The organism is Vibrio sp. S12_S33, from assembly GCF_963889785.1.
Taxonomy (GTDB): Bacteria; Pseudomonadota; Gammaproteobacteria; order Enterobacterales; family Vibrionaceae; genus Vibrio; species Vibrio aestuarianus.
The window spans coordinates 1-22,034 of sequence record NZ_CAWPQZ010000043.1 but is presented as its reverse complement, the minus strand read 5'-3'; the positions used below and the strand labels follow the sequence as shown (position 1 = coordinate 22,034).

Sequence of the window (22,034 nt, the reverse complement as noted above, 5' to 3'; positions counted from 1 at the left end):
CTGTAAATCAACCGAAGTTAATAAACAAAAATAACAACTCCAGTTGATCCTTATTTAAGAATCTTAATGTCTGGCTGGCCAACCACTAACTCTTGAACGTGCCAATCAAGGCCGATCTTAGGCATTGTTTCAAGGAACGGATCGGGATCAAGTTGCTCCATATTAAACACACCTTTATCGGCCCATTTACCACGGAAAAATTGTACCGCAGCCGTGATCGCTGGCACGCCTGTCGTATAAGCAATGGCTTGGTGCTCTACATCGTTGTACGCCACTTCATGATCCGCATTGTTATAGATAAAAACGCTGCGTTCTTTGCCATCTTTCTTGCCTTGAACCCATGTGCCGATACATGTTAAACCCGTATACCCCGGAGCCAAAGACGTTGGATCTGGCAGCATAGCTTTTAGTACGTGTAGCGGTTGTACAACCGTACCATCATGTAGGGTTAATGGTTCAGGACTCAACAAACCGATATCACGCATACAGTTGAAGTAGTTCAAGTAACGATCACCAAAGCCCATCCAAAATTCAATGCGTTTGGCAGGAATGAATTCTTTCATTGAACGAACTTCATCGTGCGCCATTGAATAGACTTTGTGCAAACCACAATTTGGGAAATCAAATTCAAGCATGCGCGAGTGGCAAGGTACTTGTTTCCACTCTTCATTTTCCCAATAGAAAGAGTCACCTTGGATCTCTAACATATTTGTTTCTGGGTCAAAGTTTGTCGCGAATTTCTTGCCGTGATCACCAGCATTCACATCCATCACATCAATGGTGTCAATTTCATCAAACAAGTGTTTTACGGCATACGCTGCAAATACACTGACAACGCCAGGATCAAAACCAGCACCTAGAATACCGGTAATTCCCGCCTGTTTGAATTTTTCACGAAATGCCCATTGTGGGTCATACGCTTCTGGCACTTGTTGGCCTTCTGAACAAAGGTCAACAGCCACAGATGTATCTAAGTAAGAGACCTTCGCTTGGTAACATGCTTCCATAATTGGCACATTGACCCAAGGAGGACCAGCGTTGATCACCAGATCAGGCTGGACTTCTTTAATTAACGCGACTAGAGAATCGACATCATCAGCATTAACGCTGCGAGCTTCCAGCTTCTTAGTCTTATCTTTAAGGTTATTCTTTCCTTTGATCGATTCAATGATCTTCTCGCACTTTTCAACAGTACGAGAAGCAAGAACAATATCACCGAGTACGTCGTTGTTTTGGGCCGCCTTATGTGCGACAACCCACCCAACGCCTCCTGCACCAATTTGTAAAACAGACATGTTTTTCTATTCCTTTCTATTTTGTTAGCTCAGTGGCTAACTGTTCGATTTTATGAAGTAGTGATTTGAAGTCTGACAATTGAAGGCACGGGTTCAAAATCGTGAATTTTAAGGCAGTTTTGCCATCCACAATCGTCTCACCCAGTACCGCCACACCGCGTGTTAATGCTTCTAAACGCAACGCTTTATTTAACTCATCAAAATCCGCAGCTTGTTTGTTCACTGACCGAAATAGCACTGTCGACAGTGCAGGTTCAGCAAGCAATTCAAATGCCTCATGATGTTGAACTAAATCAGCGACTTGTAGCGTTTGTTCTAGCAGGTGATCATACATGTCACCCAACGCTTTTGGCCCAACGTTTTGCATTGTCATGAATACTTTCAACGCATCAAAACGTTTGGTTGTAGCAATAGATTTATCAACCAAGTTTGGTAACTCATCATGCTCTCGGTTGAGGTAATCAGCATGGTGGAGTAAATATTTAAAGTTGCTCTTATCTTTCAGCAACAGCGCACCACAACTGATGGTTTGAAAGAATAATTTATGGAAATCAACGCTCACTGAATGTGCACGCTCAACCCCTTGCAGACGAGCTTTATGACTGCTTAGAATTAAAGCACCACCATAGGCCCCGTCGACATGCATCCATAAGTCATGTTGTTCAGCAACATCAGCGATAGTTGAGAGATCATCAATTGCACCATGGTCGGTGGTACCAGCAGTACCTACGATTGCAAATGGGATTAGACCTTCAGCTTTAGCTTGCGTAATAGTCGCCTCTAACTGCGTGACATCCATCGTGCCATTTGGATTGGCATCAACGGCTAAAATGGCCTTTTCACCTAACCCCATCCAAGAAGCTGACTTTTGAACTGTAAAGTGAGATTTTTTCGAACATACAATACGTAGTTTATCTGCATATTCAGGTAAACCTAGCTTCTGGATTGAGTGACCACTTAATTTGTCTGCAATCCAGTCGCGTGCAAGCATCAGCCCCATTTGGTTACTTTGCGTGCCACCACTAGTGACAATGCCATCCGCATTTACGCCAAGTTCATATTTCTCACACATCCAATCAATAACTTTCTGCTCAACGTAAGTTGCAGAAGAAGATTGATCCCATGAATCCATTGACTGGTTCAACGCCCCAATCATTGCTTCAGCAACAATAGATGGCATCAGCGGTGGAGTATGTAAGTGAGCGATACAATCTGGGTGTTGAACAATGATAGAGTTCTTGGCAACCAGTTCCGCCATTTCCGAAATCACGTCTTTTAAAGGCGCATTTTTGTTGTCTAAATCAACGGCATAAATCGCATCTTCAAGTTGTTTTGGATCCAAACCTGAATAAGGTGTTTTAGCCTGCTCGAACACGGCCTTCATCGCAGAGGTGGTGTGGTTCATAACCGCAGCAAATTCATCACTGCCCATCTCTCCGGTTTGGATAAAGTGCTTTTTCCAACCTTGGTTTTCTGGTTCTGGATCTTTAGAACCACCGCCAGCGGCAAGAATAGCGGCTTCCAATGTACGAAGCGCAAAATCAATTTGCTCAAAAGAGATAATCAACGGCGGTAAGAAACGGATAACTGAGCCATCACGACCTCCCTTTTCAACCATCAAACCACGCTCAAGAGCAGCGCGTTGGATCGCCAGTGTTAATTGCCCATCTGACATTGGCTCGCCAAATTTATTGCGCTCACCGTTCGGCTTGTTAATTTCTAAGCCAAGCATTAGACCTTTGCCACGTACTTCAGCAATACAGTTAACACGGCTTTGGATTGCTTCAAGTCCTTGACGCAAATATTGACCAGCAGCATTAGCATGACCAACTAAGTCGTCACGGAGAATGATTTCTAATGCTTTAGCACCCGATACCATGGCCAATTGGTTACCACGGAAAGTACCTGTATGCTCACCTGGTTTCCACGTATCGATCTCTTTCTTGAAGACCAAAATCGACATAGGAAGACCACCACCAATCGCTTTCGATAGGCAAAGAATATCAGGAGAAATACCTGATTCTTCAAAGGCAAAACGGTGACCTGATTTGCCTACACCACATTGAATTTCATCAAAAATCAACAAGATGCCGTGTTCATCACAAATACGACGCAATTCACGTAGCCAGAATGCAGGAGCAGGGATCACACCGCCCTCACCTTGAACTGGCTCAACAATGATGGCTGCCGGCTTCATAATGCCCGCTTCATCATCATTTAATAGACGTTCGATATAGCGAATGCTTGCTTTTGCCCCTTCATCGCCACCTAGGCCAAATGGACAACGTAGGTTGTACGGGAAAGGCATAAAGTGCACATCTGACATTAAGCCAGTACGACGAGCTTTGGTATTGAGGTTACCCATCATGCCCATCGTACCGTTAGTCATGCCATGGTATGCACCGCGGAAAGCAAACATGGTATTGCGACCTGTGGTCTGTTTTGCCAATTTAATTGCTGCTTCCACAGCATCGGCACCAGAAGGACCACAGAATTGAATCGCTGAATTTTGCGCGAAATCTTCAGGCAAGAACGCTTTGACTTGCTTAATAAATTTATCTTTCGCTTGGGTTGTCATATCCAAAGTCTGATAAGGCAAACCTGAATCTAACTGCTCTTTCAGAGCTTGGTTAATCTCTGGGTGGTTATAGCCAAGCGCTAAAGTTCCTGCGCCAGCCAAACAATCTAAGAAAATTTGACCGCGAGTGTCTTCAACCAATGCACCATGTGCTTGTTTGATAGCAATTGGCAAACGACGTGGGTATGAACGAACTTCAGATTCATGCTCGATTTGATCAAGCAATATTTGGTCTGGAGTAAGATCGTAAGTCCCTTCTACAACAGGTACTTGAGCTGAAAAAATGGTTGCGATAGTGTTATCGACTTCAAAGGCTGTACTCATTTTCCTTCCCCTTGAAATGGGTAAATTTCGTCTTTTTCTTTAATAGGATTGGTTGATAAAGAAATAAGACATAGCAATAAATCCGGATTCGCCAAATAGCGGATACGGTATTAGGTTCATCGAGGTTGATGAAAGATTACTAAATCAGATAATCAAGGTTCTGTGATGCAACTGTCTTCGAGCACAGGGCATAGAGGAAGTACAAAGCTGATTAATGTAAGCGTATTTAGTGAGTTCAATGTTGGGTTTCCCATTCACATGCAGCTCCCGCTGCAAGAGTATCCCGTCTATCAACAAAAGGACTTGCTGATACCTACCCTACGTAATGTCACAATCAGCTTGAATGGTCATTACGCGTATCCCCCAGAATCTACTGTCCGAGATTGGGGCGAAAAATATCAAAAAATAAATAAGCTGGCAATCAATTTTTAATTACTGATCGCGGAATGAATGATTGTATTTACTGAAAGTTTCCATGAATCAAATGATTAGTTTTTAGAAAGTAATAGCCCTCAATGATTGAGGGCTATACAAGTAAAACTACGCTTTTTTCGGTAATGATAAATGAAGCAGAATATAGCCAATAATAGCTGCTGTTGTTGACCCCATTAAAATTCCGAGTCGAGCAAAGGTATCAAACTCTACATTCGCCGTGCCAAAAGCAAGTGACGAGATAAAAATAGACATAGTAAAGCCAATGCCACACAACACTGATACTGCAAAAATATGTTTGAAATCAATACCTTCCGGAAGCTTAGCCACACCCAACTTCACCGCAGCCCAACTGAATGTGAAGATACCTAATGGTTTGCCCACTAATAGACCTAAAGCAACGCCTAACGGTAACATTGAGGTCAAACTAGACAATGAAACGCCTTGTAAAGATATACCTGCGTTGGCAAACGCAAAAATAGGCAAAATAACAAACGCAACATAAGGATGGAGCGCATGCTCTAAATGTTTAAGTGGAGAATGCTCACCTTTATTGCCTTTCAAAGGAATAGCAAAGCCAAGTACGACACCCGCTAAAGTGGCATGAACGCCTGACTTTAAGACTGCGAACCATAGAATAAAGCCAACAATTAAATAAAGGCTGATTTTTGTAACATGCTTGTTGTTGAGCATAAATAACAGGCCTGTCATTAAAAAACCAATCGTTAATGCAATCGTCGATAAGTCACCGCTATAAAAAAGGGCAATGATCACAACAACGCCAAGGTCATCGATAATCGCTAATGCTAACAAGAATACTTTTAAACTCACTGGCACACGCTTACCTAACAACGCCATAATACCTAATGCGAAGGCAATATCAGTCGCCGCAGGAATCGCCCAACCTTGGATAGCTTGAGGGTCATTAGCGTTAAACAGTACATAAATAAGCGCCGGAGCAAGCATGCCTCCGACAGCAGCAATAGCGGGGAAAATAGCCGTTTCTTTTGACTTTAGCGCACCTTCAAGTAATTCGCGTTTCACTTCTAAACCAATCAGCAAGAAGAATACCGCCATCAGGCCATCATTAATCCAATGGGAAACCGACATTCCTAATACATAAGAATGTAAAACGGATTGATACACATCATTTAGCGGAGAGTTTGCCACCATCATTGCAATAGCTGCTGCAATCACTAGCAAGATACCGCCAGCAGATTCCATTTTGAAAAAGTCGCGAATCACATCACTCATGATATCGTCCTTATAGTTATATGTGTCAGGGCGTGTTGACTTTCCGAGTTTAAATTCTGTTCGAGATAAATCACCAACACGTCCTACTAATTGATTAACAAAGAATTCGACAGAGTCTATACAATAGCAGCCATCAGTAAAAATCGCTTGTATAGATGATAAGCATCGGAATTTCCGACAATAACGACCCTAAACAACGTATATTCCGTAGATAAATTGAAACCAGCAATTTTCAATCATGAACCCCGAGTAGAGCAAGAAACTCTGACCTTACTGAATCACTGTTAAGGGTAGCTGAAAAGTAAAAAGGCCAAGCGTTGCTTGACCTAAAATATCATACCTAATCGATAAGTTATTTAATAACCAGTAAGTTGCATAAAACCTGTTATTTTAGAGTTCCCATTAACTCGCACTGGGCCTTCCCAGTAAGGAATAAAAAAAGTAGATCCCTTATTGCTATTCGCTGCTTCTATAACTAAACGCATGTCGTATTTTGGGATCTTCACTATCCACTGTAGCGGAACATTATTAGTAGCACTTGATGCCGATGTCGCAACCGGGGAAACAACGATGTCATCTTCACTTAACGTTATGATTTCCCTTGATGATTGGATCAATGTGCCAATAACATAGGGCATCTGCTGATAAGGGCGATAGCGATTGATAACCAAGGTGTTGTGACCGTCAACATTGACGACGAACCGATCCCAATTACGATTTGGTGAAGGTAGCAAGTTATTGCCCCACTCTTTACTCAGCCAGGCAGCCCCTGAAACCTTCAATGTTTGTGGCAGCCCTTCTAACGTGAGTTTCCCCTTCACCGTCATAAATGGAGCTTGTACATTATAAGACGCAATCGGCAGTAAATTATGTTTAGCTTGGTAACCACCTTCACCGGGTAAAATAAAACTCCCCGTGGCCGTACTTTGCAATGATAACGAAAACGTATCCGTTGTAATGTCCAATATACTAGGCAAAGGGCTAACACCTAATGAACGCCAAGACCAATTGTCTATCCATAGTTTAAATGGCTTGATTTCAAAACCAGCTTGACCAATACCACCACGGGAAATACGTTGTTCACGCCACACCTTATCTGCATTAGATATCACTACATGGGAAACATAAATCTGAGGATTTAGCCAACCTTGGGTTGTGCGATCATCACTGGCAATGCGGAAATAACTCCATTGAATACTATATTGTTGACCCTTTTCATCTGCGACATTGGCAAAATAGTGCCACCATTCATGCTGAAATTCTGGATGAAATTTAAAATCACGTGGAAGCACCACGGAATTATTGGGTAAAACCGGTTCAAAAATGATTTTGTCGGTTTCAAGGTTTGAGGCATTAAGCTCGTCATTAACATCGTGCTGAGTCTGTCTATGCTCATACCAAGAAAAAGCAGCAAAAACGCCAACAATAATTAAAACACCTATCAGAAGGATACTTAACTTAGCTCGATTCATCATTTATAGCGCATCCCTTAGCGAACTGATTGGTGCTTTTCTTACCAGACGAATGACAGGTAAAGCGCCTGCAAACATTAGCGTGATCATTGCCCAAGCCGCTGTTGTCATATATTCATGAGGTATTAATTGAAGTTGCATTGTCCAACCTAGCGACTGTTTAATCACGATATCAACCACTAAATTTGCCAACGCGACCCCTAACGGCATGGCGATAATCAATGATATCGCACCAAAAATGCACAGCTGTAAGCTACCAATAACGATCAACTCTTTCCCTGAAACACCAAGACAGCGTAACAATGATACATGACGCTGCCTCGATACTTCCCCTGCGAGGGTTGCAAAGAAAATTCCACATACAGCAATCAATAAAGTAATTCGCCCTAAAGTATCTGCAATGGCAAAAGTTCGGTCAAACACGCGCATCGCTTGGTCATGAATATTGTTATTGTCAAAAGTTCGGTCATCCCCCAATCTGAAAACAGATTCTAGGCGCTTTTTCAAAGTGTTAGCGTTAATGTCTTCTTTGACTAGGACGCCCAAAGATACATTGCCAGTGCCAGCAAAAGCGAATAACCAATTTTGGTGAGACAATAACACTTGGTGATACGGATTACCGTAATCATAATAAATGCCGACTACCTGCCAATGCCGACCTAATGGCGCTGACAAGTCAATGTAATCACCAGGCTTAATACCCAACTTCAGTGCCATTGACTCGCTAATCATGATGCTTTTCGAATGATGTAGATGATGCCAATAATTAGGGACGCCTAATTTTACCGTCAGTGAATCAAACTCCCCCTCTGATGCCCCCGTGCTGATCGCTTGAAGCGTACCTTTATCAGTAGAAAAGTCTCTTTCCCATCGCCACCATACGGCATTGACTTCTGGCTGTACGCTTAACCAACTGCTCATTCTGGATGCAGAACTGTTCGTAGGATACACATAGATATCAGCAGCTAAACGCTGACTCAACCATTTATCAGTCGTGTCACGAAAACTACCCACCATGGTTTCAATGCCAATATTCGCCGCCATTGCGATCATAAATGCCATGGTTGCAACACCACGGTAACTCATGCTCGCCGCCGCATCTGCAAAGAACCAACGCGCTTTCACCCATCCCAACGTATAAGAAAGGCTATTGAATAAAGCCCATATTAAATAAGGGGTAAACAGAGCCGTACTTAATAACATCAATGCGATGATTGCAAAACCAGACAGCTGAGTTTGTGGCACTTGATATACAGCGATTGCAGCCACACAAAATGCACAACCGATCAAAGCCTGTATTCTAAATTCGACACCAGCAAATCGAACCAGGGATAAACGAGCTGAAAGGCGAATTGGTTGTGATTTCAACAGACGTGTTAACGGCCAAATACAGGCCGCCAAAGCACCGATGATGGTCATGTATAAACTGTAACTACTCCATTGCCAGTTCCAAACAATAGATAACCCAACGTTTGCATCATACAACGCACCTAAACTGGTCGAAACCGCAGGGATAAGCTGGTTAGCTAATAACAGACCAAGTCCATTACCACACACCCAGCTAAACAGTACCATGCCAAATAACTCAATCAGTAATGCTTGAGTTAACTGCCAACCAGACACTCCAGCTTGACGTAACAAACCAACCAAAGGCTGTCTTTGAATGAATGACAGGGACATCGCTTGATAAAAAATGAATAAGCCGACAAGGAAAGCTAACATCCCCATCGCACTCAGATTCAAATGAAATGCACGCGTAAGCGATTCAAGTTCACTACGATAACTGCGCACTAACGTTAGACCATTCGGTAAATCATTTTTTAGACGTTGTAATTTTTCCGGTGGCATATCACCACAAGCAATGACTGATAGCCCTGTGCTTTTTTTAAGCATCCGCACTAAAGATAAATCTGCAATGACTCGCGTACCATTCCGCATGGATTGTTGATCGATACTAATTGGCCCTAGCTTTGAACCGTCATCCAGTAGAATGAAATCTCCGTTTTGCCAACCTTGTAGTCGCGCTAAATCTGAACTAACTAAAACCGGATATGGTGGTTGCATTAAAGACAATGTAGCAATTTCGGACAATGTTTGATCACCATCAATTGGCAACATTGCTACAGGGTCCAGACCAATCAAAGTAATATCTGAACCACTGGCCGTACTGAGGCGGTAATTTTCAAAGGGCGCACATTGCTGAAATCCATCACGTCGCAGTTGAATATAAAAGCCTTGCGGGATTTTGTTCGCAATATGTTTAGGACGGATACGATAAGGTAAAGGATTGGCGAAAAGCTTTTCACCATTCTGATAACTTTGACGGGCGTGTTGATTTATAGCGGTTACGCCAACAAGTAAAGAAACGCCAAGTGTCAAACCAAGCCAGACTAGGATGATTTGTAGAGGATAACGCCGATAATGACCCAATAGTGCCTTAACTACGGGCCATAACATGCAGTTGTCCTCCTTGCAGGCGAATACAGCCATCCATATGCAGTGCCACTTTCTCACTATGTGTGACTAAAAACAGCGTGCACTCTAACTGTCGGGTCAACGAATTTAGCAGACGCATTACCGCTTCAGCATTGCGCTCATCCAAACTACCAGTGGGTTCATCTGCCAATAATATTTTTGGCTCCATATAGAGAGCACGAGCAATAGCGGCTCGCTGCTGCTGTCCACCAGACACTTCTTCTGGGTACCGGCCTAATAATGGCATCAGGTCTAACGAGGATAAAATTTGACGCAATAAGCCTTGGTCTTCTTTTAACCCTTTGAGCTGACGACAAAAACGAATGTTGTCAGCAATATTCAACGTTGGCAATAAATTGAATTGTTGGAAAATATGACCGATGTTATTACGACGATAAGCAGTGCGCCTATGTTCAGAAGTTTTATGCATCGAAAAGCCGGGAAACCAAATTTCACCGGAATCGACGGTATCTAAGCCTGCAATCAAGTTGAGCAAGGTACTCTTTCCTGAGCCACTTTCACCCATTAGTGCCAATTGATCGCCTTGATTTAACGTTAATTCTGCTCCCTGCAATACAGGATGAAATTCATCCCCATCTACATAGCCTTTGCAAAGATTGGTCAGTTGTAACATTAAATCACTCAAAAACAGTCTAAATCAGATTGTGAATCTACACTAATTATTAAGGAGTAGGAAGTATTTTGGATACTGGGTCACAAGATATGCACCAAATTGCAAATATCGAATGTGTTATGTCTAACTTTCAATCAAATTTCGCATCCACCTCTTGCTTTTCATTCTGTAAAGTGAGCCGCCCCACTTAACCACTTCTTCGGTTAAAAATAGCGTGTAAATCATTTCTGGTGATGCCCCAAGAACAATCGCAGCAAATGCCGCTAATGGAATGCCTATCACCCATTGCGCCACTAAATCTTGGTACAAACAAAACTTAACATCACCACCAGCACGGAGTACACCAACAATCACCGTCATCGGGATTGAACGTAATACAATACCAGCGCTCAAGATCATGATGAATTTCTCAGACAATGCTCTCGTCTCTTCCGTTAACGCGGTAAACGAGTTGAGAATAGGGATTTGAACCACAAAGAGTAAAGTAGCGACAACAATCCCAACCAGCAAGCTGATAATCGTCAACCCTAATGCTTGAAAATAAACAGCTTCGTTGTTTTTAGCACCCAGTTGGTTACCAACTAATACCGCGGCAGCACTGGACATTCCAATCAACAAACTGAGAGAAATAGATTCGACAGGCGTCATCACTGATAAGGCTGCTAAACCTTGAACACCACTTTGTCCCATAATCGCATGATAAACAAATAAGCCTCCCGCCCATGCAAAGAAGTTAAACGTGGTTGGCAAAGAAAGTTTGAGGAAACGAGAAATTTTGTGCCAATCAATGATGGCGCGTATATCTTCAATACCAAACGCCAACAGGTGCTTTTTGCTGTAAAGGTAGCCGTATAAACAGCCGACTTCAAGTAAGCCACTTAATAGTGTCGCAATGGCGGCCCCCTGAATCCCCATGGCTGGAATACCAAACTTACCGAAGATCAACACCCAGTTTAAAAAGATATTAGCAATAATCCCGATGCCACTAAAGAAGGTACTAAGTCCTGGCTTATGCATTGAGCGCAGACCAACAGCCATACTGCTAACACATGCAACCGCAAACATACTAAACGAAGTAATAATGAGATATTGACTACCTAGCGTGTTTACCATTTCTGAATCGGTCGTTAACGCCATTATCTGGCTAGGAAACAGGAGAAATAACACAACCGTAAGCGCTGCAAACAAATTCGCAACCAACCAAGTCAATGCCGTACTTTCTCTGACTCCTTTTTGATTGCCAGCCCCCCAATATTGCGCCGTTAACAGTGCCCCGCCAGTTGTGACACCAACCAACATGATGGTCGTTACAAAGGTAGCACGAGCTGCGACCCCAACAGCGGCGATTTCGGCCTCACCTAGTTGACCTAACATTAAGACATCCACCAAGCCTCGACTCGAAAACATAATGCTTTGCAAGGTGATTGGCATCGCAATAGCCATTAAGCGACGGAAAAAATCACCTCGTGTATGTAACATTATTTGCGAGAAAACGGACAACAGATCACCTCTAAGACAACTCATTGATAGCAAGGAAAAAACTAAGCCGTTATTATACTTGTGTGTGCATAATCTAACCATCACATTTGAAGGGATAATTATGAAAAAAATATTAGTGCTCGGTGCGTCAGGTTATGTAGGCTCTCAATTGCTACCATTGCTGCTTGAACAAAATTATCAAGTCACCGCTGCCGCCAGACATATTGATTATTTACGCTCACGTTGTGCCCCACATCCGAACTTGACCTTACAATATTTGGATTTAGCCGACAAACAGGCCACACTTTCCCTCGTTCCTCAATTTGATCTGATCTATTTCTTAGTGCACGGCATGGCTCAAGGACATGATTTCGTTGATTATGAATTGTCACTCGCGGAAAATTTCAAACAAGCTTTGCAATCAAGCCAAGTCAACCATGTGATTTATTTAAGTGCCATTCAACCTCAAACGGGGAACTCAGAACATTTACAGGCACGAAAAATGACCGGCGAGCTGTTAAGAACCAGTGAAATCCCCATCACAGAACTAAGAGCAGGTGTCATATTAGGCCCAGGCTCGGCCGCTTTTGAGATCATGCGCGATTTCGTCTACAACTTGCCGATATTAATCGCCCCCAAATGGGTCGACTCCAAGGCGAACCCAATCGCTTTAGAGAACCTAAATCATTACCTGCTCAAATTAGCGTTAGAGCCCCCCACAACCCACCAGTTATTTGAAGTCGGTGGGCCTGACACGCTTTCCTACCGTGAGCAGTTTCGTATCATTTGCCAAGCCACTCATCGTCCCTTTCGGCTTTGGTCCACACCATTGCTCACTCCTAACATGGCATCGTACTGGTTAGCGCTCGTGACGTCGGTTCCAGCCAGTATAGGGCGCGCTTTGCTCGCAGGGCTAGAACATGATTACATTGCAAATTCACAAGATATTGAAGCCCGCTATCCACAAAAGATGCACGCATACCGTGACGTTGTCACAAGCATCATCGACAATGAAGGTACTTTTGCCCGCACTCAAGTATGGGGCTTTGACCCTAGTGCACTTAAACGTTGGCAACCCGGTTTTGGTTATTACCCCAAAAGTGCTGGCGCAACGATTGAAACAACGGCAACAACTGAACAACTTTGGGCGGTAATCCGCACCATAGGCAGCCGTAGCGAAGGGTATTTTTTTGTCAATATTTTATGGCGAACACGAGAGTGGTTAGATCTATTTTTTGGTGGAGGCAAACCCGTACGTCGCTCCCCTGCGGGGCCTGAACTGCAAGTCGGTGATTTTATTGACTCTTGGAAGGTGATCCGCTGCCAACCTAAACAGTTTCTATCACTTTTATTTGGTATGAAAGGACCAGGACTGGGCCGATTGGAATTCACTATAAAAGATTTAGGCGAAACACGAGAATTGAACGTCACCGCATGGTGGCATCCACAAGGCTTTTTAGGATTACTTTATTGGTTTGCCATGATGCCAGCACATCTTTTTATTTTTAATGGCATGGTTAAAGCGATCGCCCGCAAAGCACGGGGGAAATAAAAACGCCTGTAAATACAAAAAAGAGCTAGGTGAACTAGCTCTTTAAAAATCTGGAGTTAAGCCTTAAATCCTAAAGGGATCTCGGCGACTTGAGGTCCTTGATTGTTAGGATACACCAAATATTCACCATGATATTTTACATTCGATTTATAATCAGTGCGCTTATAAAGCATAAAACCGGCTTGAAAGGCTTTTTCAACAAAGTCAGCATGATGCCCACGTACAAACCAATTCATTGGTTTAACCATCAACTCACCGTCAAAGCAGTTATCACATTGGTCACCGCACAAAGCAAATGAATTTTGGCCATCAGTAAAAATCTGCACTTTTCCAACATTCACTAATGGGTCACAGTTATTGACGTCCCAACCTTCCGCTTCCATAAAATCTAGGAAAGCTTCTATTTGTTTATCGGTAATTTTATTATCAAAATCACCATTGAAGAAATGCGCATAGAACGCAGAAATTCGCTTAAACGTAAACAACAGTTCCGATTGATTGCCCTTTGAACGCCCTGCTTTTTGCCAACGATTTAGGTCATCCACAACACAACGTTCAAAACGCTGCGCTTTAAGCGCTTTACTCACCCAGTGAACCAAAAAGTGGTTATTAGTTAAAGGGGCATCGGCTAACTTACCTGCTTGGTGTTCTGCCTGCAACTCTTCAAGAGCCGTGTTAACCACACGTTGAATTTCAATGTAATACTCTGACATTACGCTTTTTTTCCTAATGTCCAATAAAATAGAGATGATAATAACGCACACGCTGCCATGACTAAAATCATTGGCCATGCAGCATCACTTGGCATCATAGCAACCACCGCACCTATGACCGAACCTGTACCAAAACGCAACGTCCCCGCCAATGAAGAAGCCGTACCTGCCATTTTTGGGTAGCCGCTAAGTAACAGCCCCATCGAGTTACTACCAATAGTGGAGAGTGTACCAATAAACAGCACCACAAATGGCACAATGCCCCATAAGCCTAGATCCAAAGCCCAGCCTGCAAACAAGCCAACACCAGCGCACAATTGAACAAACAAACCAAAGCGAAGCATCGCATGTGAACCTACTTTTTTCACAATGCGTCCATTTAGGGTGGTCATCAAAATCATCGCCACAATATTGAGGCCAAATAAATAGCCAAACTGCTCTGGGCTAACACCGTAAATATCAATATAAACAAATGAACCCGCGGTCAAAAAAGCAAACATTCCAGCAAAAGAAAAAGCACCAGAAAATATCAGCCCCATTGCCACTCGGTTACGGCACAGTTGCACATAGTTACGGATGGTGCTTTTAAAACGCAATGGCTGACGGTCTTCAACACGGAGCGTTTCGGGAATTTTCCAAAAAACCAACACAATCACAACTGCGGCAAAAATCGCCAAAACCCAAAAAATAGAACGCCAACCAAACCAAATAGCAAGGTGTCCACCGACCATCGGTGCCACTAAGGGGGCAACCGTCATTACTAAGGTGACAAAAGACATCGCGCGCGCGAAATCTTCTCTATCAAACATATCGCGAACGACAGCCTGAATCACCACCGCCGCCGCAGCACCAGCAAAACCTTGTGCTGCACGCACGTAAGTCAATGCATCAATACCATGAGTCGTTGCACTCACCGCTGCCGCAAGACCAAAAAATGCAACACCAATGAGTATGACAGGACGACGTCCAAAACTATCGGCTAATGGTCCATGCAAAAGCTGACCAATCGCAAAACCTGCGGTGTAAGCCGTCAAGGTAATTTGTACCGCTCCCGCGCTCACACCCAAGTCTTTTGCTATAGCCGGCATGGCGGGTAAGTACATATCAATCGCTAACGGTGTCAACGCACCAATAGCTCCTAAAACAAGAAAGAGTACAAAACTGATGTGGGCTGTATGGTTAGCCTGAGCAGGGTGAGATGAAGTCATGGTTCTCCAAAAATTGAAATTCGTTGATAGAAAATACACAGCAAGTAACGAAGATTGCTGTGATCTCTAAATCTTTTACATAGCAGAAAACTAAAAGTGGGCGTTTAAATGCGTGAGTGAGTTATGGTCGATTAATCGGCAGAAAAAAACCAGTTCTGATTAGGAAACAAACTATTTCCTAATCACCCTCATTTACCTACGTTAGAGCACTCATCAATACGCAACTTAGTATAGCAAACCACTATTTCCAAATAGACGCGACTTCGGCTTCGGTGAGATATCGGTATTCACCAGGCTCTAGCGTTTCATCAAGTTCGATGTGACCAATACGCTCGCGGTGCAATGCCACCACTTTATTACCCAATGCCGCAAACATGCGCTTCACTTGGTGGTATTTACCTTCATGAATAGTTAGCAAACATTGATTGTCGTCAACGATTTCAAGCTGTGCTGGCAAGGTCAATTCGCGTTCATTACGTAGCTCAATGCCAGTTAAAAACTGTTCAACATAAGTTGGTTGAATAGGGTCAGCAAGCCATACACGGTATGTCTTGTCGCATTTATGTTTCGGCGAGGTAATACGGTGTGACCACTGCCCATCATCAGTAATTAAAACCAATCCGGTGGTATCCACATCTAAGCGCCCAGCAAAATGTAAATCTTGCATTTTTATTTCATCAAGCAACACAAAAGCGGTATGGTTGAAGCCATCTTCATGCGAGCAAACGTAACCTTCTGGCTTATAAAGCATCATATACCGTGGACCTTGCGGCTTAATTTCTCGCCCTTGCCATTCCACTTCACAGCTTTCAGTGACTTTGCATGAACCACTTTTTGGGGTCACACCATTCACTGTAACATCGCCACTTTTAATGATTTGGGTAGCTTCTTTACGTGTTGCACCCAATGCATCACACAAAAATTTATCTAAACGCATGATTACCTCATCTAAATCAAGTCGGGTATTATACTCAGCGAAAATGAAATAGTTGATCTATTTCACTGTTTTTATTGTGACTCACTCAGAGAACAAACGTTTTATGTATACGCTTCGCCCTTATCAATCCGACTCAGTAAAAGCCGTCATCCATTATTTTAGGAAGCATTCAACCCCTGCGGTCATTGTGTTACCAACCGGCGCTGGTAAAAGCTTGGTCATTGCAGAACTAGCCAGACTCGCCAAAGGCCGCGTGTTGGTGCTAGCACATGTAAAAGAGTTGGTTGAGCAAAACCATGCCAAATATGAAGGTTATGGCTTGCATGGTGGCATTTTCTCAGCAGGCCTTGGTCGTAAAGAAACCAAGCAGCAAGTGGTGTTTGCATCCGTTCAATCAGTGGTTCGAAATTTAGACGCTTTCAAAAATCAGTTTTCACTGTTGGTGATTGATGAATGTCATCGCGTGCCAGACGAGAAAAATAGCAGTTATCAAAAAGTTATTTCACATTTAACACAGCTTAACCCTGGCATCAAAGTATTAGGGTTAACCGCTACTCCATATCGCTTAGGAATGGGTTGGATTTATCAATACCATACTCGAGGCCAAGTTCGCAGCGAGGAGCCTCGCATCTTCCGTGACTGTATTTTTGAACTGCCGATTCGTTATCTATTGGACGAGGAATTTCTTACACCAGCACGCATGATTGATGCGCCTGTGTTGAGCTATGATTTTTCGCAACTAAAACCAGCGAATACTGGCCGCTATAAAGAAGCGGAATTAGATATGGTGATCGAACAATCAAAACGTGCCACACCACAGATCGTTGATCAAATCATTCATCTCGCACAGCAAAAACAAGGTGTCATGGTTTTTGCGGCAACCGTTCGCCATGCTCAAGAAATCGTTCAACTGCTACCAAATGAACAAACCGCCATCGTCATCGGTGACACCCCAACGCCAGAGCGTGACGCCATTATTCAACAATTCAAACAACGACACATTAAATTCTTGGTCAATGTTTCCGTTCTCACCACAGGGTTTGATGCACCACACGTTGACTTGATTGCCATTTTACGCCCCACTGAATCCATCAGCCTTTATCAGCAAATTGTTGGGCGAGGTTTACGTCTCTCTCCCGGAAAAACGGAATGTCTGGTATTAGATTACGCTGGTAATAGCTATGACCTATATCAACCTGAAGTTGGCGAACCAAAGCCAGACCCCAATAGTGAAATCATCACTATTCCTTGCCCTGCTTGCGGTTTCAATAATAACTTTTGGGGTAAACTGGACGCTGCTGGCTTTTTGATTGAGCATTATGGACGACGCTGCCAAGGTTACTTTACTGATGAAGAAACCAACGAACGCGAACATTGTGGTTATCGTTTTAGAGCCAAATACTGTAGTGAGTGTGGTGCAGACAATGATATTGCCGCGCGAATCTGTCACGAGTGTGATGCCACATTAGTCGATCCTGATAAAAAACTGAAAGAAGCACTCAACCTAAAAGACGCGCTCGTTTTCGAATGTCTAGAAATGGATCTTAATGTGTATAAAAACGACGCGGGCAAATCACAATTGAAAGTAACTTACCGTGGAGACAACCAAGCGCAAGTCCATGAGTTTTGGTCACTAACCACCAAAAAGCAAAAACAGACCTTTCTCGAACAATTTGTGCGACCACACCTTGCGGATCGTCATCGGCCATTTGAAGCCGCATCCCCCTCAAAAGTAGTGGCACATCAGCACCGATTTCGTCCCCCACAGTTTGTGATTGCCAGAAAAGTCGGACGTTTTTGGAAAATACGTGACAAAATCTTTGAAGATGAATTACAAAATCGCTGATTCAGATTCTATTCATATTGCGTTATTTATATTTAGATCTCCTTGTTTGAAGGGCTCATAACATGCATATTAAACCGATGAAAGCCATAGCAAGCTTATTGCTATTCTCATGGTTATCACCGCCTGTATTTGCAAGCGATAATGATGTTAACCATTTAGTTCAAGACACATACAAAGCCGGTACAAAAGTCGAAATCGACGAAGATCAAGATGAAGTCTATGCAGCGGTTCAAAATGGTCTAATTCGCCCCTTTTCTGAACTTTACGCCACTATTGATAAAGAGCTGAATGGCCGTGTTATTAAAGTCGAATTAGATGAAGATGATGATGAATGGATATATGAGTTGAAGTTGGTACACGACAATAATGTTATTCGCGTAGAATACAATGCCACTACACTCGAATTAATGGAAATTCGTGGTCGAAATATACGTGGCATTATAAAAAAATAGAGAACAAAAATGAAAATACTGGTGGTTGAAGACGACGCTCGTCTTGGTGAACAGATCATAAAATCCCTTGAACAAACGGGATGGGTGCCTGAGTTATCGCAAGATGGTATTGATGCTCTTTATCGTGCCACCTCTGAAGAGTGGGACGTCATTGTCCTCGACCTAGGTTTACCCAAAATAGATGGTTTGACTGTCTTGAAAGGCATTCGAGATGAAAACATCAATACTCCAATTGTGATCCTCAGTGCGCGCGACACATTAACCCAACGAGTTGAGGGTTTAAATGCAGGTGCTGATGACTACCTAACCAAACCGTTTGAGATGGTTGAATTGACCGCTCGCATACGCGCACAGCTGCGCCGAGCATCGGGTAACGCTTCACCTATCATGCAAATCGGAGATTTAAGTCTCGATACCCGCAGCTCCAAAGTAATGTGGCAAGGACAAGCAGTCAGCCTGACCGCCTTAGAATACAAAGTGATTGCCTATTTCATGCACAACCAAGACAAAGTCATCTCACGCACCGAACTGGTTGAACATATCTACAAACAAGATTTTGATCGTGACTCAAATACGATTGAAGTGTTCATTGGGCGTATTCGTAAGAAAATCAATAACAACATCATCAAAACGGTAAGAGGCCTGGGGTACCAGTTGAATGCCAAATAAAAACGTGACATTCAAACGCCTCAGCTTAAAGAGTCGCTTACTATTGGCTGCAACCTTTTGGCTTAGTGCGATGATATTAGCTGCTGGCATTGGTATTCCAACTCTGGTCAAAGACTATTTAATAGATGATGTGCGCAGTCAACTTAGCTTAGCGATGGACGAAATCACCGCCAACTTAGAAGCCGATAGCAGAGGCAACCTAGTCCTTTCGACTCGCCTCTCCGATCCTCGTTTTAACCAACCATACAGTGGTTTGTACTGGACGGCATCAGTAGACGGTCAATCGCTCCGCTCTCGTTCGCTGTGGGATAAGCGTTTAATTCTAGAGAAACATGGATTAAAAAATATCGTTAAGGGCGCAAAAGACGAAAAGCTTACCGCGATTGAACGCACCGTTTACTTACCGGATTTTTCTGGCCCAATTACCATCACGATTGGATTAGATGAAGCGCCATTGCAAGAAACTCTCAATAGTGTCATTAGCCAACTTTGGATGATTTTAGGTTTGCTATTTAGTGGAGTGTTACTGTTAATTGGTGCTCAGGTAAGCTGGTCTCTTCGTCCATTAAATAAAATGCAGCGTGAACTCGCCGTATTGCGCAAAGGTGAAAAATCAGCACTCAGTGACGAATATCCAAAGGAAGTTTTTCCATTAGTTAATGACTTAAATGCGCTACTCTTCCACTATCAAGAACTTTTGCAACGCGCACGACAGCATGCCGGCAATTTATCGCATGCGTTAAAAACACCGATTTCAGTCCTCAGAAATGAAATTGATCACCTAGAGCCCTCTCAACAAGAAAAACTGCGTACACCCGTTGAGCAATTACAAAAACAGATCGACTACCACTTAGGACGAGCTCGCATGGCAGGGTCGACCAATATTCTGGCAGTCAAAGCGAACCCTTGTGAACGTGTTGATGCAATTTCTATGGCGTTTGATAAGGTCTATGCGAAGCGAGACATTGTACTTGTCAACGAGCTCGATTCTGAGCTTGATGTGGCGGTTGACCCCACAGACCTCGATGAAATGCTCGGTAACCTACTCGAAAACAGCTATAAATGGGCACATTCGTTAGTACGTGTCCATTCAAAAGTGACCCAAAAAGGTTGGGTTGATATTTATATAGAAGACGATGGACCAGGTATAGCGGAACAAGATTTATCCAAAGCAGTGCAAAGAGGTATTAGGCTCGATGAGACGACAGCTGGCACTGGGCTTGGCTTAAATATTGTCAGTGAAATGGCACACAGTTACCGTGGCGCGCTGACTTTATCGCGCAGCCCTATGGGAGGTTTACAAGCAATGTTAACCTTACGTACAGTCTAGGGTTGATTGAACCGCATTTTTTATTGCTCAAACAGCGATAGAATGCTAGTATCCGCGCTCGTTTTGGTTGTAATCATTGATCAACAACCAGAGCTATACCATATCAGCAAGGTCGCATTGCCGATATGAAGTTTATTTTTACTAATTTGAGTGTAAAAACTATGAAATTCGAAGCAGTATTACGTACTGAAATAGGTAAAGGTGCGAGCCGCCGCCTACGTCACGCTGGTAAATTCCCAGCAGTTGTTTACGGTGGTGAAGCAGCACCTGTTGCTATCGCACTGGATCACGCTCTAGTGATCAACCAAATGGATAAGCCTGAATTCTACGAAGCAATTACTCTAGTAATTGATGGCGCAGAAGTTAAGGTTAAGCCACAAGATGTTCAACGTCACGCGTTCAAGCCAAAAGTTGAGCACATGGACTTCATCCGTATCTAATTTCCTACCAAGGAATTAGTTTGGATTAAATCCAACCTTTTGCATAAAGACTATCGGCCTTACCATCCGAAAAATCTAAAAATTCGAAACCCCGATGCTACCAACATCGGGGTTTCACCGTTTTTGAGCCCTCAACAACGCTTCCGAGTGGTCCCCTCATCAATGTTATACTTCCGACTAAACCGCTTATTGATGAGGCTGCAGAAACGGAAAGGGATACTTTTACCGAGCATGGCCTACTTGAAGGATTAGATGCTCATACTGCGCATGCTGATGAATTGGCGGATTTGCTTTTGGCGGCGGTGGATGGAGTCGAAAAAGAAGGCTGCCACGAATAGAGAATTTAGTCGCAGATGCTTTGCTTTTGAATTGACCTGAGGGTGTCATTACAGATACGAGCATTAGTCCCAAGGAAGATTTACTTGATGGGTTTGACATCATTTTGAGTTTTCACAGAGGAAAGCTCGAAGACAAGAGTTGGGTTGCTAAGGAAGTTAAACGTTGGCAGAGTGTTGTTGTAGCATCCCCTCAACTTCTACAGACCTCTCCTAGACCTTTTCAGATTACTGATTTGAAACACGTTCCTTGCATCAGTAGTTTTACCGCATTAAATGGTACTCCTTGGGTTTTCAAAAACGCTAAAGGTGAGCTAATCACCCAAAAAGTACAGTCCTCATTTAAGGTTAATAGCGGACATCTGGCCAAATCAGGTGCATTAGCTGGTTTGGGTTTCGCGATACTACCAATCGAATCCTGTCGTAATGAGATAGATGCTGGCTCTTTGAAAGTCGTAGAACTGGAGTATGAACCTGAAGATCTAGGGTCTGTTGATCTTTCGTGATGATTTTTTGAACGGCATGGTGAAGGTTATAATCATTTCGCCAAAAACAAATCACAACTGAGTTCACCATGCCAAGGACAATGCTAACTGATAAACGATGGGA

The 22,034-nt window shown here is 43.2% G+C and carries 16 protein-coding genes and 1 pseudogene; 7 read left to right on the top strand and 10 right to left on the bottom strand.

From position 1 onward, the window contains the following. Positions 1 to 50: 50 nt before the first annotated feature. The 7 genes from AACW06_RS15835 to AACW06_RS15805 form a co-directional block, all read right to left on the bottom strand. Entirely contained in the window at positions 51 to 1,295 is a 1,245-nt protein-coding gene (locus tag AACW06_RS15835) for a carboxynorspermidine synthase (RefSeq protein WP_176246263.1), read from the bottom strand. A 16-nt stretch (positions 1,296 to 1,311) separates the two neighbouring features. After that, on the bottom strand, positions 1,312 to 4,197 hold the full coding sequence (locus AACW06_RS15830; RefSeq protein ID WP_192075804.1) for a pyridoxal phosphate-dependent class III aminotransferase: 2,886 nt from the start codon (positions 4,195 to 4,197) through the stop codon (positions 1,312 to 1,314). Between the two features lie 540 nt (positions 4,198 to 4,737). Beyond that, positions 4,738 to 5,883, bottom strand: coding sequence for a Na+/H+ antiporter NhaA (gene nhaA / locus AACW06_RS15825; protein WP_192075803.1), 1,146 nt, complete (start codon positions 5,881 to 5,883; stop codon positions 4,738 to 4,740). Positions 5,884 to 6,239: 356 nt separating this feature from the next. Then, the gene (locus tag AACW06_RS15820; RefSeq protein ID WP_192075802.1) at positions 6,240 to 7,358 is read right to left on the bottom strand and encodes a lipocalin-like domain-containing protein; all 1,119 of its coding nucleotides are present in this window, start codon (positions 7,356 to 7,358) and stop codon (positions 6,240 to 6,242) included. Then, positions 7,359 to 9,812, bottom strand: coding sequence for an ABC transporter permease (locus AACW06_RS15815; protein WP_192075801.1), 2,454 nt, complete (start codon positions 9,810 to 9,812; stop codon positions 7,359 to 7,361). Continuing rightward, positions 9,793 to 10,464 (bottom strand): ABC transporter ATP-binding protein, encoded by a 672-nt coding sequence (locus tag AACW06_RS15810; protein WP_192075800.1) that lies wholly within the window; start codon positions 10,462 to 10,464, stop codon positions 9,793 to 9,795. Before AACW06_RS15810 ends, AACW06_RS15815 begins: the two co-directional genes overlap by 20 nt. A gap of 123 nt (positions 10,465 to 10,587) precedes the next feature. After that, positions 10,588 to 11,964, bottom strand: a complete 1,377-nt coding sequence (locus tag AACW06_RS15805; protein WP_192075799.1) for an MATE family efflux transporter — start codon at positions 11,962 to 11,964, stop codon at positions 10,588 to 10,590. A 100-nt stretch (positions 11,965 to 12,064) separates the two neighbouring features. On the opposite strand from AACW06_RS15805, the gene AACW06_RS15800 reads away from it, so the two are divergent. Continuing rightward, entirely contained in the window at positions 12,065 to 13,495 is a 1,431-nt protein-coding gene (locus AACW06_RS15800) for a DUF2867 domain-containing protein (protein ID WP_192075798.1), read from the top strand. Positions 13,496 to 13,551: 56 nt separating this feature from the next. On the opposite strand, the gene AACW06_RS15795 is transcribed toward AACW06_RS15800, so the two are convergent. The 3 genes from AACW06_RS15795 to rsuA form a co-directional block, all read right to left on the bottom strand. Beyond that, positions 13,552 to 14,208, bottom strand: coding sequence for a DUF2913 family protein (locus tag AACW06_RS15795; RefSeq protein WP_192075797.1), 657 nt, complete (start codon positions 14,206 to 14,208; stop codon positions 13,552 to 13,554). Then, complete coding sequence (locus AACW06_RS15790) at positions 14,208 to 15,416, bottom strand: Bcr/CflA family multidrug efflux MFS transporter (protein WP_192075796.1); 1,209 nt, start codon at positions 15,414 to 15,416, stop codon at positions 14,208 to 14,210. The genes AACW06_RS15795 and AACW06_RS15790 overlap by 1 nt, the downstream gene beginning before the upstream one ends. A gap of 241 nt (positions 15,417 to 15,657) precedes the next feature. Further along, positions 15,658 to 16,353, bottom strand: a complete 696-nt coding sequence (gene rsuA / locus AACW06_RS15785; protein WP_192075795.1) for a 16S rRNA pseudouridine(516) synthase RsuA — start codon at positions 16,351 to 16,353, stop codon at positions 15,658 to 15,660. Positions 16,354 to 16,456: 103 nt separating this feature from the next. Here rsuA and AACW06_RS15780 point away from each other — a divergent pair, with 103 nt between their 5' ends. The 6 genes and pseudogenes from AACW06_RS15780 to AACW06_RS15755 all read left to right on the top strand — a co-directional run. Beyond that, positions 16,457 to 18,199 (top strand): DEAD/DEAH box helicase, encoded by a 1,743-nt coding sequence (locus AACW06_RS15780; protein WP_192075794.1) that lies wholly within the window; start codon positions 16,457 to 16,459, stop codon positions 18,197 to 18,199. Between the two features lie 77 nt (positions 18,200 to 18,276). Then, positions 18,277 to 18,651: a PepSY domain-containing protein gene (locus tag AACW06_RS15775; RefSeq protein ID WP_443263626.1), complete on the top strand. Its 375-nt coding sequence runs from the start codon at positions 18,277 to 18,279 to the stop codon at positions 18,649 to 18,651. Positions 18,652 to 18,660: 9 nt separating this feature from the next. Next, entirely contained in the window at positions 18,661 to 19,320 is a 660-nt protein-coding gene (locus AACW06_RS15770; protein WP_192075792.1) for a response regulator transcription factor, read from the top strand. Beyond that, positions 19,310 to 20,650: an ATP-binding protein gene (locus AACW06_RS15765; protein ID WP_192075791.1), complete on the top strand. Its 1,341-nt coding sequence runs from the start codon at positions 19,310 to 19,312 to the stop codon at positions 20,648 to 20,650. The genes AACW06_RS15770 and AACW06_RS15765 overlap by 11 nt, the downstream gene beginning before the upstream one ends. A 161-nt stretch (positions 20,651 to 20,811) precedes the next feature. Next, positions 20,812 to 21,090 carry a 50S ribosomal protein L25 gene (rplY, locus tag AACW06_RS15760; protein WP_192075790.1) on the top strand — a complete coding sequence of 93 codons (279 nt, stop codon included), beginning with the start codon at positions 20,812 to 20,814 and terminating at the stop codon, positions 21,088 to 21,090. A gap of 391 nt (positions 21,091 to 21,481) precedes the next feature. After that, positions 21,482 to 21,910: pseudogene (locus AACW06_RS15755) on the top strand (LysR substrate-binding domain-containing protein); the annotation flags it as partial. Positions 21,911 to 22,034 lie beyond the last annotated feature (124 nt).

Excerpts from the sequence above, each read along its gene's own strand:
- AACW06_RS15835 (WP_176246263.1), bottom strand. The coding sequence starts at position 1,295 with ATGTCTGTTTTACAAATTGGTGCAGGAGGCGTTGGGTGGGTTGTCGCA.
- AACW06_RS15830 (WP_192075804.1), bottom strand. The coding sequence starts at position 4,197 with ATGAGTACAGCCTTTGAAGTCGATAACACTATCGCAACCATTTTTTCA.
- nhaA (WP_192075803.1), bottom strand. The coding sequence starts at position 5,883 with ATGAGTGATGTGATTCGCGACTTTTTCAAAATGGAATCTGCTGGCGGT.
- AACW06_RS15820 (WP_192075802.1), bottom strand. The coding sequence starts at position 7,358 with ATGATGAATCGAGCTAAGTTAAGTATCCTTCTGATAGGTGTTTTAATT.
- AACW06_RS15815 (WP_192075801.1), bottom strand. The coding sequence starts at position 9,812 with ATGTTATGGCCCGTAGTTAAGGCACTATTGGGTCATTATCGGCGTTAT.
- AACW06_RS15810 (WP_192075800.1), bottom strand. The coding sequence starts at position 10,464 with ATGTTACAACTGACCAATCTTTGCAAAGGCTATGTAGATGGGGATGAA.
- AACW06_RS15800 (WP_192075798.1), top strand. The coding sequence starts at position 12,065 with ATGAAAAAAATATTAGTGCTCGGTGCGTCAGGTTATGTAGGCTCTCAA.
- AACW06_RS15795 (WP_192075797.1), bottom strand. The coding sequence starts at position 14,208 with ATGTCAGAGTATTACATTGAAATTCAACGTGTGGTTAACACGGCTCTT.
- AACW06_RS15790 (WP_192075796.1), bottom strand. The coding sequence starts at position 15,416 with ATGACTTCATCTCACCCTGCTCAGGCTAACCATACAGCCCACATCAGT.
- rsuA (WP_192075795.1), bottom strand. The coding sequence starts at position 16,353 with ATGCGTTTAGATAAATTTTTGTGTGATGCATTGGGTGCAACACGTAAA.
- AACW06_RS15780 (WP_192075794.1), top strand. The coding sequence starts at position 16,457 with ATGTATACGCTTCGCCCTTATCAATCCGACTCAGTAAAAGCCGTCATC.
- AACW06_RS15775 (WP_443263626.1), top strand. The coding sequence starts at position 18,277 with ATGAAAGCCATAGCAAGCTTATTGCTATTCTCATGGTTATCACCGCCT.
- AACW06_RS15770 (WP_192075792.1), top strand. The coding sequence starts at position 18,661 with ATGAAAATACTGGTGGTTGAAGACGACGCTCGTCTTGGTGAACAGATC.
- AACW06_RS15765 (WP_192075791.1), top strand. The coding sequence starts at position 19,310 with ATGCCAAATAAAAACGTGACATTCAAACGCCTCAGCTTAAAGAGTCGC.
- rplY (WP_192075790.1), top strand. The coding sequence starts at position 20,812 with ATGAAATTCGAAGCAGTATTACGTACTGAAATAGGTAAAGGTGCGAGC.